This is a genomic window from Nitrospinota bacterium (assembly GCA_027619975.1).
Lineage (GTDB): Bacteria > Nitrospinota > Nitrospinia > Nitrospinales > VA-1 > JADFGI01.
In genome coordinates this window covers 36894-49668 of record JAQCGX010000026.1, presented here as the reverse complement: position 1 = coordinate 49668, position 12775 = coordinate 36894, and the positions used below count along the sequence as shown (strand labels likewise).

Here is a 12775-nt window from a genome sequence, read left to right as displayed (position 1 = left end):
CCGTGCCACTGATTTAAGTAAATTTTGCACACGAGTCTATTTTCTGTGAAAACTAATTTTTAGAGATGCCCATCATAAAATAGATTCTCTTCAGGTTTTTCAAAAAGGCTCAGGGGATATGGAATGGTCGATGATTCAATTCTAAATTTATATGGGGACAAGATGCAAAACCTCGCGGGAACGCAAGGGGTCGATATTTCTTCTCAGCGGATGGATGATCTGGACCGTAAATGTCTTCAGTTCGCCTTGGAGCAAAAGTCCGATGACCTGGCGGCGGTCGATCTGGGATGCGGGTTGGGAGTTCAGGGAACTCGTCTTGCCCTTACAGGCATCAAAACCCTGCTCATCGATTCCAATGATATAGGAAACAGGGTTGCGCAATGCGCCGGTCTGTTGAATCTGCAAAACATCAAATTTCTGCAAAAAGACGCCCGTCTTTTATTGCCACAAGACCTGCCTGAAAAGATTCAAATTCTGTACTCGCAGAGATTCATTCACTACTTGAAATTCGAGGAGGCGGAGGCGTTAATCAAGATGATGGCAGAGAAAATGGAGACAGGCGGGCGGGTGTTCCTATCGGCATCGGGGATCGATACGGAACTTGCTGTCGGTTATCGGGATCGGGAAAAAGCGGTTCACGACCGCTATTCGCCATTGAACAAGGAAATAGCTTTAAAGCATCAGATTCATGAACCGGTCTGCCTGTATTCCGAAATGGATTTGAAACAGCTTTTAGAAGCTCACGGGTTTAAAGAGGTTTTAGTTTGGTCCTCGGAATTCGGAAACATCAAAGCCATTTTTGAACGGGTATGAAGCACCCTCACCCGACCTCTCCCTATAGTGAAGGGAGAGGAGATTGTAAAAACCCTTGAGGGGGTTGACCATATATTGGGCCGCGGTTTCCATCCTGCACATCCCGTTAATCCTGTCTAAAAAGGGGGTAAGAAGTCAAGTTGTTCCTTTTTCCTCAAGACCGTGCCACACGCGCAGGATGATAATTTCATCACCCATAACGCGATAGCGGATAACGTAACCCCGCCTCCCGATAGGAACGATCAATTCTCTATCCTCCCTGCGCTCGACGGGCTTTCCTATATGTGGATTCTCAAGAAGAAGCAACGCCGCTTTCTTTAAATTTTCAGCGGCTCTGCGGGCGGCTTCAGGATTGTGCGGCTCGATGAACTCCCGCAACCGGATAATATCCTCTCGGGCGGGAAGCGTCCAAATCAGCTTTTTGTTGGCGGGCATTGACCTTCCTCATCTGTTCCCCAGGTATCAAACCATTCCATCATGGCTTCGTGGCTAACAGACTGGCCGGTCTTTTGGTACTCTTTCCAAGCCTCGTCGGCCTCATGATTACGACGTTCAATCTCTTCCTCTCTATCCAGATAACGGGAGATGGCGTCCTTCATCAGCCAATGAGGCGAACGATCCTTGGTTTTACCAAGATTCTTGAGTCGGTTGCGGGTTGCTTCATCCAGCTTCACACCCATTGTCGTTTTGTCACTCATAATAAAAACCTATTCCGGTTGCACCTATCGCAACCAGAATACCTCGATATCATCAAAAAAACTACCAAAAAGTAAAGGGAGCCGATCATTCCCTGACTGCATCTACGTTTTTCTTACAGGCTATTGCTTCTTCCCACCCAGGCCGGAGTGTTTGAAGATCTCGCCCATGGCGCTAAAAAATTTATCCTGTTCCTTAGCCTGAATCTCAGCGGCGCGTTTATCCAGATCAAAAATATTAAGGCGGATTTCCTGTGGCCGTTCCAGAAGATTCATCAAAGCCTGGCCCGAATGGACAGGTGGATGACAGGTCTGCTTTTGACACAGATAAACCGTGGCCTTGCCACCGACTGCCGACCTCCCCTCGGTGAGCGGCAGTTCCTTTTGAACCTTTTCATTCTCGCTCCAAAGCAAAACTTTATGAGGACGGAAATCCTCCTGCACGGTGTCCCGCATTTCCTGAAACGCCTTATCGTCTTTGGGTCCGGCAAACACCACTTCCGTGGGTGATGCCAAATAGTAGTCCAACGCTGATAGTAACCCGGTATGCGCCGCCGGACTTCTTTCCATTCTTGGTTGATAGGCTTTCAGCATGGCCTCCACTTTTTGCCGGTACTCCTTCTTACCGGTGAGATGCACGAGTTGTAATAGGGAATGCGCGGCGATGGCGTTGGCAGAGGGGACCGCCTCATCGGCAGGGTTTTTGAGACGAGCGATCAATTGTTGCTGGCTGTTGCCGGTCATAAAAAACCCGCCGTCTGTTTCGTCCCAAAATTCTTCGATCATTTTATCGGCCACCTGCCGGGCTTTCTCGATCCATCCATACTCAAACGAAGCCTCATACAGCGCTAACAGCCCTTCCAGAAAGTAGGCGTAATCGTCGAGACATCCGGCTATCTTACTTTGCCCGTCCTTATAGATTCTTAACAGGCCTTTCTCGCTCCATTGATGCTCCCAAATAAACTGTGCGGATCGGCTGGCGGTTTCGCAATATTTCTTCTCGCCAAATACGGAAGCGGCCTTACTGAAAGCAGTGATCATGAGCCCGTTCCAGGCGGTGATTATTTTTTCATCTGTATCGGGCTTCTCGCGTTTCTTCCGGGCATCCCATAAAGTTTGCTTGCCCTTGTTCAAAATGTGCTGGACTTCAAAAATAGCTCTGCCCTCCGCCTCGGAAACTTTTTCCATGGACTCTTTAATATGCAGCACATTCTTCTTTGCAAATTTTCCTGACGGCGTGATGCCATACGCACGGGCAAATATCTTTGCGTGCTGGGGACCAAGAAGGTTAAGAACTTCTTTCAATTCCCAGACATAATATTCGCCCTCCCCGCCTGCGGTGTCCGCATCCATACTGGCGAAAAATGGCCCCTCGGCAGACGTCATTTCTCGCAGGATATAATCCAATGTTCCAATAGCGGTAACTTTATAAATTTCCTGTTTGGTGGCCTGAAACATTTCTACGAATAATTTGGCTAACAGACCGTTGTCGTAAAGCATCTTCTCGAAATGGGGAACTATCCATTCCCGGTCGGTGGAGTAACGATGAAACCCACCAGCCAAATGATCGTAGATGCCGCCCTCAGCCATGCAGGTCAAACTTTTATCCAGTATCTCCATCGCCTCTTGCGACCCCGTCCTCTGCCAATGTCTCAGTAGCAGAGTGTATACCATCGGCTCGGGAAATTTCATGCCTTGTCCAAACCCGCCGTGTTCGGAATCGTGCCGGCTTTCCAGCATCGCAAACGCCTGATCGATCAAATCCACGCCCGGAAGTTGACCACCACTTTTTACGGCTGGACTTTGATTGAGTTTACTCATGATGGTTTTTACCCGCGACTGAATCTCATCCTTTTGGCCAGTGAATCTCTCATGCACCTGCTGCAAAATTTCGGAAAATCCTGGCCGGTTGTATTTTTTGGAAGGCGGAAAATAAGTCCCCGCATAAAATGGTTCCTGCTCCGGCGTCAAAAAAATACTGAGCGGCCACCCGCCGTGCCCCGTTAACTCGACCAGAGCTTTCATATAGACAGCATCGACATCCGGACGTTCCTCACGGTCTACTTTAATGTTGATGAACCACTGATTCATGAGCTTCGCAGTTTCTTCATCTTCAAAAGATTCATGGGCCATCACGTGGCACCAATGGCAGGCGGAATAACCGATGCTGAGAAAGATGGGTTTGTTTTCCTGTCTGGCTTTTTCCAGCGCTTCCGGCCCCCAGGGGTACCAGTCCACAGGGTTATGCGCATGCTGTAAAAGGTAAGGGCTGGTTTCGGTGATCAACCGGTTTTCGTGTTTGGGCGTTTCCACAAATACACTCCTTCAGGGAATAAAAGTTTATTCCGAGTTTGGTTGCTTACCATAAATTAGAATGTCAACAGGATACAGAATGTGGGCTCAGGAATGAACCCCAAAGAGACAGGAAGATGAAATATAAGGACGGTGGAATTGAAAAAAAATATTCCCCGAACCGATAAGGGCGATCAACGCCAATAATCAGATGACAGGGAAACGATATTATTTCTTTAACAAACCTTCTCTATATTGATGGTAAAAATCGCGGACACTTTCATATTCGTCGATGGCGCTTTCTTCAAGCGCTTTTTTGTCGTCAATGATAAACGAGATGTCATTGGTGGTTTCTGCAGTGGTGATTCCAGCGCCGACAAGAAATCCCGGTGAGAAAAATATAGTAGGGCTGAGAATGGAATCGACCACGCGTCCAGATACGTTCCTGGCTGTGGAAGGTCCAAAAAAGGGTAGAACAATGTAAGGACCCGTGGGAATATCGTAATGCCCCAAAGCCTGATCAAAGTCCTCATCAACATTTTCAATGCCATATTCTTGACCCGCAACGTCAAGCATTCCTCCCAATCCCGCCGTGGTGTTAATTAAGACCCGGCTCAATACTCGTCCAGATTTTTCCCACTCTCCCTGGACCAAAGTGCTGACTAATTTTACGGGAGTCAGAGCATTATCAAACGCATTGCGGATCACAATCCGAAGATCTTCAGGAAGGACAAACCTCCAGCCACGGGCGACCGGTTCCATAAGGTAATCGTAGAGGTGTTCATTGACGTTGAACATGAAGCGGTTGTAACCTTCAAATGGATCCTTTAATTCAGGAAACCCATTCTTTTTTGGCGGACCAAAAGGATCTTCCAGTTCTTCATAAAATTTAGCGGATGGCGCTGTTTCCAGGGCAGAAGCCATTTGCCCGATATCTTCGGAGTTTTTTACATTTTCCGGGTCCGATTCAGCAGACTCCAGATCGTCACTCTTGGAAACCTTCTTTTCCTCAGGAATTTCCGGCTTTATATCTTTTTTGATATCTCCAGGGGAAACTTTTTTCTCTAGCAATATGGTGATTTCGGAGGTTTGAGCTAAAAGGGTTCCATCTACTTCATACACGAACTGCGGCATTGATTGCACCAAATGCCTGGGTTCTGGAGAATCAAGAAGGGAATTGGCATTCGCCGACATAGGAACACCGACCAATTGAAGCATAAGGCATAAAGTTAAACCAGTAACCTTAATTTCCCGCAACCTTTTAACCACTTTTACCTCCCGTATAAAACTGATTTATTCAGGGGACAACCCTCTTTTGGGATTAAGACTGGGCTTTCCTCTACGGAACCACGATTCCGGTGTAACTATACCAAAAGATGCCTCACAAATAAAACCTAATCGACATACCATATCACAGCATAAAGGATTGATTAAGAAACGTCTATAGCCAAATTAAAGATAATACAATTTATTAGTTATCCGCATTATTTTCAGGGGTTTTTATGGTTCTCGGCAGAGCTTCAGCCAATTCATCAACTATTTTCTTCGAAATATCAACATTCGCTTCCCTGGCCCGATCCACAATTTCCCACGCACCTTGATAATCTTCCGAATGGCGAAGGGCCTCTATTAACACTTCAAAAGCCGCAGAATTCGATGGATTGATTTCCAGAGCCTGGTTGGCACTTTCCACCGCTTCTTTGTACCGTGCCAATTGATCGAGAGAAGCCGCCATATAAGTAAACGCATTACCGTTTTCAGGAGTCAATTGGATTACCGTTTTATATTTTTCAAGGGCATCCTGATAGTGACCATCCATTGCTAAAGTCAATCCCCAGTAAAGGAACGCTTGAGAATTAGTCGGATCCAACTGGGTGGACCTTACAAACTTTTCGATGGCCGCGCTTCTTAGTCCCGATTTAACCAGGGATATTCCCCACCAGCTATAAAGCGCGGAATTTTTTGGATTCTTTTCAGACAGGCTCTGTGCCAGTTTCGCGGCCTCTTCATATTTACCCTGGGCATTGAGATCTTTGATCACTTTCAGGGGATCGGCAGGCGGCGGGGCTGGTTGCTCTTTTTTCATTTTGCTGATAACTGCACCCTCTTGCGCCCTTTCCAGGGCCACTTTCTCCTGAGTTTCCTCGTATTCTCTGGCTCTCCCCATCTCTCTACTATAAGACAGTTCAATAAAGCCAAGCACAATTATGATATTGCAGAAAACCCACAGTATCTTTACCTTGGTGGGCATGATAAACCTCTGAATTTGTAATAATGAATCATCAAGTCCATTTATTTAATTAAAATGAAGGCTCTCCCGGCTCATGCCAGAGGGCGGACCAAATATAGAAAAACGATGGCATCGCTATCTTTGAGTTCAAGATGAGGGGAGTATAACGTTATCTATTTTGCGGATCAAAGTTTCTTTAATAAATTTTTTGCCGTGGCAATCATTTTCTGATTTCCACCTTCAACTTCGGCCTGGGCAATAAACGCCTGCAAATGCTTTTTTGCTTTCCTGGAATTGATGCTTTGATACTGTATCCCCAGATAATAGTGGGCCGAATAATTACCCGAGTCCAATTGCAGAGCTTTTTCCATTTCCTCCACGGCACGTTGGGAATTTTTTTGTAACGAATAGGCTAATCCCAGGTAAAGCCGGACCTCACTGTCGCCAACATACCATTCAAGAACTTTCTCTAAAACCTCCACCGCCTGTTGAGGTCTGCGCGTGGATATATAAAGTTTTGAGAGCGCTACCGAACCAAATACATAGTAAGGGTTGAGAGACAATGTTTTTTGATACGCCCTTTCCGCCTCCTCATAGCGACTGAGAGAGTTGAAGACATTTCCCAGGTTAAAATAAGTCATCACATGTTCAGGGTCCATTTTCAGGATATCTTCGTAATAGCCCAGAGCCTTCACAGGATCGCCCGAATTGACTTCGTTCACCGCCATATCCAGAAGTTGATCGATTCGCGCATGCCGCTTGATCTCCGCCACCTGGCTTTCAGACCGATCCAGAGTAGACAGTTTCTCAAGAACACTCGCACGCTGATCGCTTTCAAGAGAACTGAATTTAATAAACCCATTGTCCACCTTGATAAAAGGGGTTAACTGCCGCACCAGCACATCCCGTTCATCCCGGTAAATGTATTTGGGAGCATTGAACTCCAGCAGGGAATTATCATCGGTATGAATGGGAGCGTCGCCACTGAATTGAACGATCGAGTCCCGATCCATGAGCATCAGGCTGAACAGGTCTCTCACGCTTTGAATGCCGATGCGTTTCAGATCGTGTCCGATGGTTTCTTGAGTGAGAAATTTTTCCACCTTTTCATACGGCAGGCCATACTCTTTGGAAGAGCCGATCAATAGATAATCGTCTCCAACAATGGATTCCCACATGGTCACGTAAGGAAAAACTTCCGTAAAGGACCGGGTGATGGATTTAAAACTGTCTGGAGACATATTAGTATGCACCCAGATACAGGCCACGCCATCCACACTCAATCTTGCTTTGAGTAAATGGAAAAAGTCGATGGTAAACAAGGCGCCAACACCCGAAATCCAGGGGTTGGAAGGCTCGGATATAATGACGTCATATTTCTTGTCGCTCAACGCCACATGATTGCGCCCATCTTCCAGAATGATGGTCAAGCGCTCATCGTCCAACGCCTGGTGATTGAATGGACCAAAATAGCGTGAGCCCTCGATGACAGCCGGTGAAATCTCCACCAGATCGATATCCTTGACGGCAAACTGCTCGACCGCCCCCAGGGTGATGCCACTCCCCTGCCCTATCACCAAAGCGGATTGCGGGTTCTCCTTCAAAAACATGGGAAGATAACCGGAGAGCAACTGAGTGCGCATATCCAGCGCCAAAGAGGCATCGGTTTTGCCATTAACGCGCAGGAAAATATTTCCCGACACGGCAAGCTCTGTGGTCACCGTCGTATGGGTCCCTTCTTTATAGTACAGAATCTTGTTGGACTTTTTTTCAGCTTCATGCAGATCCTTGATCCGGTACGGCATAAAGGACCCGCTGGAAATGACGGCTTTATCCCAGGCATCCATGGAACGGCCTCCCCATATACAAAAAATCACCAGGAAAGGCACACCATAGTATTTCAGCCGGGGGGACAAACTGGGAGCAAGCCAGAGCAGGACCGCCGCCAGCAGGACGTTGATTAAAACTGCCGTAAGAACCGAGTTCTGAATGCCAAGCACCGGAACCATGAGAAAACCGCCCACAAAAGAGCCGATGATGGTCCCCACTGTATTCGAGGCATACACCCTGCCGACATCGCGACCCAAATTGGAAATTCCGCGTGTTAAAAGTTTCACCACAACCGGGAACTGACCGCCCATAAAAAAGGTAGGCGCAAACAACAACGAAAAAATAATCAGAAAGTTGGACCACTGAACTACCGTGAAATCCACATCCCAATTCTGATAGACCCAACGGTTCACAAAGGGTATTTCGCCAAAAAAAGGCAGGGCGGCAAGTGCCGAAATCCCAATTCCAATTTGCAGAAAGCCAAAAACCTTGATCAGGTCCTTAAACCGCGTCATCCAGCGGGAAAAGCAAACCGTCCCCAGCGCCAGGCCCAGGATAAAAATTGCCAGAATCAGGCTGAATGCATAAACGGAAGACCCCAAAAGCAGGGACAAAATCCGGTTCCAGGTGAGCTGATAAACCAGGGCACAGAAACCGGAAATCGCAAATCCAAAAAGAATGAACCCTTCCTTCCAGGGAGTCGGTCCGGTTTCAGTTTCCTTGGGAGTTTGCATATTTTCATGCACCCGGCTCAACGGCGGTCGGAAGATAAAAAATATTACGGCGGCGATCCCGATGTTGAACGCCGCTGCGATCCCAATCGTCGCATTGAGGCCTAGGAGTCGCATGAAAACGAAAGCGCTGGTAGCGGCTCCAAAAACCGCGCCAAAGGTGTTTATGGCGTAAAGTGTCCCCACATCCCGGCCTACGAACTCGGGCTTTGTGGACACAAATTTGCTGAGAACGGGAAGCGTGGCTCCCATAAAGGAAGTGGGAATGATAAGAATGGCCGAGCAGACTAAAAAGCGGTAAAAACTGGATGACGAATAGGAAAGTTCCGAACTCAGATAAATGGACTTGAACAAGGGAAACGCCCAGTCAATGAGACTGGGAATGGCCAGGCAATACAACCCGATGGCCGCTTCAAGAACTGCATACAAGGCAAGGGGATTAAAAAAACGGTCTATGACTCTGCCACCCACATAACTGCCAAGGGCAAGGCCGCCCATAAAGGTGGTGAGAACTGTGGCGATGGAATAATGCGTGTTGCCCATGACGAGGGTCAACAAACGCGTCCAGACCACCTCGTAAATCAGACCCGTGGCGCCTGAGATCAAAAAAAAGAGAAAAACCCAGGTTCTGGAAATGGGACTCAATGGAGACAACTTTTAAGTAAAAGCGGGTTATTCGGAAGCCGATTTGGAGCGGCCACAGCGAAACCCGACAACAGCGTCTTTGCGGCCCGGCGTTGCAGCAAACCGTTTTGCGGCCCGAATATCGACCGTTCGGGAATCCCAGGAGCCACCTCGAAATACCCTGTTTTTGCTGTTATCCACCCCGGTAGGGTTCATGAGAGGAGCTGTCTGATAATAAAATTGATCGTACCAATCCTCAACCCACTCCGAGACATTCCCGCCCATATCATAGACACCGTAAACGCTACGTCCCATGGGGAAACTACCAACCGGGGCCATAAACTCAAAACCATCGGCCTTACCGGCTAAATTTGTTCTTTTAGGCAAGATTTTATTTCCCCACGGGTAAACCAGACCGTGGGTTCCACGGGCCGCTTTTTCCCACTCCGCTTCTGTCAATAAACGCTTGCCCGCCCACTTGCAAAAGTTTACAGCATCAAGCCATGAAACTCCGACCACCGGAAAGCCAGGAGTTTGCAAAACGGTATGGTCCCCCTGAAAAAAGGGAACTGCAGGTTCTATGTAGTTGGCGGCTCTTCTGAATTTATTGTAGGACTCAACAGTCACCTCGTATTTATCAACATAAAAAGCATCGAGGTAGATTTCCTGCTGGGGCTTTTCATCGAACCCACCAGAGTCCGACCCTCGGGTAAAGACCCCTTCGGGAATGAGAATCATTTCTCTGGCGTCATCACCCACCAGGGTTTCAAAGATACTGAAGTCCCGGTTATCATCAATTTCGACGTTTTTGGCTTTGACAGCCAATTTGGCAACGACTTTATCGTGGTCAACGGATTTCTTGATTTCCCATATAATCACCAGAAGAAATAATACGGTTATCGCAAAACAGCCGATGATGCCTATCATCAGGTTTTTATCTTTCATACAATATCAATCATCGCAAATAAATGTGTTTGGAAAAGTTTGGAATTTGATTATAGTTTAATCGCATATTAAAGCAAACAAAAAGCGATGGCCTATTTCGACCCAATCAATTGATAATAGAGCCATTTGGCCTATCCGGGTTCTGTTTGAGAGAGTTTCAGACGGCATTCTTGAGCTTTGCGATGAAGACGTCCCCAAGGCATTTAAACTTTTCAAGGTTTAAATAAATGAATTTGATGAAAGTTAAAAACACCGCTTTGACCTACATGGAAACGTCGGATGCGGAAATAATAAAATGGTACCGCAAAGATTTTTCCGTTGAAAAAAAAACCGACCTCAGCCCGGTAACCATTGCCGACAAAAATGCTGAAGAGGTTCTCCGCGCAAAAATTGCAAAAGATTTTCCCGGCCACGGGATCATCGGCGAAGAATTTGGCCAAGAAAACAGCAACGCGGAATGGGTCTGGACCATTGATCCTATAGACGGAACGCGGTCTTTCATAAGGGGACTGCCCCTGTTCGCGTCCCTGATCGCCCTTCTTCATCGTGGCGAACCTGTCATGGGTATCATTTCTCTACCCGCCCTGGGAGAGGTTTCATGGGCAGTAAAGGGAGAAGGGGCCTATTGCGGAAAAACCCGTTTAAACGTTTCTTCCTGTAAAAACTTGTCCCAAGCCTTTATTGCCACAGCGGATCTATATTGTTTCCATAAAAAAAAATGCACCGGGCTGTTTAACAAGTTAAGCAAGGAAGCAAATATTATCCGCACGTATCCGGACGCTTTCGGCCATCTCATGGCCGCTAGAGGAGCCGTGGATGTGATGGTGGACCCGCTCGCCTATATCTGGGATTATGCGCCGTGTAAAATCATGGTCGAAGAAGCGGGAGGAAAATTCGCGAATTTTTCCGGAAACCGATCCAGCATTTGTGAAGAAACCGCCATTTCGGGGAATCCGCAATTGGTCCAACAGGTGCGGAAACTTTATAGCGAGAGCAAAAAGCAAAAAGGGTAGAAGTCAGATTCTCTGCCGACTGGCAAACCCGGAATCGATTTCGTGCCAGAATTGAATTTCCTTTTCTGGAGCCTTCCAGCAAAGATAGACTTCCCGACCCTCGCGAATGGCAAGAAAATCCACCAACCCTTCCCTGATACCTTTAACAATGCATCCTTTCCCTTCCAAGTCACTCATGATTTTATTGAGCCTCAAAGCCGTCCCTAAATACAAGGTTCCCTCAACACTACCGCCATTGTATTTATGTTTTTCCCAGGCATTTTTTACATCGGGATATTTGTTTTGTAAGTCCGACGCCAGGGTCTGTATGCGCGGGACTTCATTTAAAAGTTGAGGGACTATGGAATTGGCTTCTTCAAGTGTAAAATATTTTTTTTGCGACATAAAAGAACGGCTCCCGACCACGATTTCAAGAATTAATGGTGTTTTTTCAAGCTGGACTCGACAAACCACCTGACAATCATTATATTTTAACTAAAAGCACTTTCTCAACGTCTAACTTTCAGGAGTAAGAAAGTGTTGAGTTATTAAAACATTAATATTATCAATGATATACAAATGAAATTCAAAAATTTCATTGATTGAACTGTATTATCAACCGTAAAGATCGGGAGGCAGAATTTAAATCTCGGTAAAGGCAAGCCCCGGAATCCCTTGTTCCCTCCCAAAACCAATAAAGGAATGTTGTTTTTTTATTGACAAAGAGGCCATAAGATTATAAGTTCTGGCAACCTGAACGGAAACTAACGATGATGATTTCATCATAATTATTAATAAATGTGAGTAATGGTCAGGTACTTTTTCAAAGCAAATATAAATAACCCGGATGCACGAGGGGGGGTGGCCAGAAGTTACTCGGCAGCTGTGTGATAATTTTTTTGTCTGGATGAAGGTAGATTTTTTTAAGGAATAGTTATTCCAAACATTTACTGGGGAGGCTAGGGTAATGAAAAAATCAGTTGTTTCAGCAATAGTATGTGCGGCTATTTTGGGCTTGGGTTCTGTAGCATCTGCTGATGAAGTACTGCCAGGAGCGGGTGTCAATGTAGATCAAAGTGTTATGGGCGTGGGTCGGACCATGATGCAAATGGGCGCCAGCGACCGTGCCGCTACTAACCGAGTCAATGCAATGTCTCGGACCATTATGAACGCACCCGGCGCAGCGGTTAATACGGACCATCAATTCGGTCAATCTCAATCCGACCAGTCTTGGAAACAATGGAAGACAGTAGAAGATGTAGGCGTTGTTGTCGGTCTCGTTCCTGGCGACTGCCGAGGCGACAACTCCAGCGATGCATACCGAAAACAAATGGGCCAAAGCCGAGATGGATACATGAAGGAAAATCTGGTTTCTCAAGCACAATGTGCAGAAGTCCATCCGACTTTGAAGTAATTTTAATTTAAGCTTTGAGGGCGGGTTCTCCCGCCCTTGAAACTATTTAAAAACCGATAGAATGTTTCATTCTATCGGTTTTTTTTGTCTGTTTTTTCAAACTTCGGAAGTATCACCTTTTCCGGGTTCCATTACCCAAAAGGTGCGTTTAAACTAGTTAGAGGGCAGAATTTCCAATAAATGATCCCCGCCCCAAGGGGCGGGGTATT

At 46.6% G+C, this 12775-nt stretch carries 11 protein-coding genes; 3 read left to right on the top strand and 8 right to left on the bottom strand.

Going from position 1 to position 12775, the window contains the following annotated elements; translation table 11 throughout:
• The first annotated feature begins 123 nt into the window (after positions 1–123).
• Entirely contained in the window at positions 124–813 is a 690-nt protein-coding gene (locus O3C58_10080) for a class I SAM-dependent methyltransferase (protein MDA0692206.1), read from the top strand.
• A gap of 135 nt (positions 814–948) precedes the next feature.
• Here the strand turns inward: O3C58_10080 and O3C58_10075 are convergent, their stop codons facing one another.
• From O3C58_10075 to O3C58_10045, 7 genes are all read right to left on the bottom strand, one after another.
• On the bottom strand, positions 949–1248 hold the full coding sequence (locus tag O3C58_10075) for a type II toxin-antitoxin system RelE/ParE family toxin (protein MDA0692205.1): 300 nt from the start codon (positions 1246–1248) through the stop codon (positions 949–951).
• Complete coding sequence (locus O3C58_10070) at positions 1227–1511, bottom strand: hypothetical protein (GenBank protein MDA0692204.1); 285 nt, start codon at positions 1509–1511, stop codon at positions 1227–1229. The genes O3C58_10075 and O3C58_10070 overlap by 22 nt, the downstream gene beginning before the upstream one ends.
• 120 nt (positions 1512–1631) lie before the next feature.
• Positions 1632–3821: a thioredoxin domain-containing protein gene (locus tag O3C58_10065; GenBank protein ID MDA0692203.1), complete on the bottom strand. Its 2190-nt coding sequence runs from the start codon at positions 3819–3821 to the stop codon at positions 1632–1634.
• A 207-nt stretch (positions 3822–4028) separates the two neighbouring features.
• The gene (locus tag O3C58_10060; protein ID MDA0692202.1) at positions 4029–4994 is read right to left on the bottom strand and encodes a VacJ family lipoprotein; all 966 of its coding nucleotides are present in this window, start codon (positions 4992–4994) and stop codon (positions 4029–4031) included.
• A 277-nt stretch (positions 4995–5271) separates the two neighbouring features.
• Positions 5272–6051 (bottom strand): tetratricopeptide repeat protein, encoded by a 780-nt coding sequence (locus O3C58_10055; GenBank protein MDA0692201.1) that lies wholly within the window; start codon positions 6049–6051, stop codon positions 5272–5274.
• Between the two features lie 164 nt (positions 6052–6215).
• The gene (locus O3C58_10050; GenBank protein ID MDA0692200.1) at positions 6216–9236 is read right to left on the bottom strand and encodes a fused MFS/spermidine synthase; all 3021 of its coding nucleotides are present in this window, start codon (positions 9234–9236) and stop codon (positions 6216–6218) included.
• 27 nt (positions 9237–9263) lie between these two features.
• Positions 9264–10160 (bottom strand): formylglycine-generating enzyme family protein, encoded by an 897-nt coding sequence (locus O3C58_10045; GenBank protein ID MDA0692199.1) that lies wholly within the window; start codon positions 10158–10160, stop codon positions 9264–9266.
• Positions 10161–10387: 227 nt separating this feature from the next.
• Here O3C58_10045 and O3C58_10040 point away from each other — a divergent pair, with 227 nt between their 5' ends.
• Entirely contained in the window at positions 10388–11173 is a 786-nt protein-coding gene (locus tag O3C58_10040; GenBank protein ID MDA0692198.1) for a hypothetical protein, read from the top strand.
• A gap of 3 nt (positions 11174–11176) precedes the next feature.
• On the opposite strand, the gene O3C58_10035 is transcribed toward O3C58_10040, so the two are convergent.
• Positions 11177–11557, bottom strand: coding sequence for a DUF2203 domain-containing protein (locus O3C58_10035; protein ID MDA0692197.1), 381 nt, complete (start codon positions 11555–11557; stop codon positions 11177–11179).
• A 562-nt stretch (positions 11558–12119) separates the two neighbouring features.
• On the opposite strand from O3C58_10035, the gene O3C58_10030 reads away from it, so the two are divergent.
• A complete protein-coding gene (locus O3C58_10030) occupies positions 12120–12566 on the top strand; it encodes a hypothetical protein (GenBank protein MDA0692196.1) in 447 nt (148 codons plus the stop codon).
• The last annotated feature ends 209 nt before the right edge of the window (positions 12567–12775 follow it).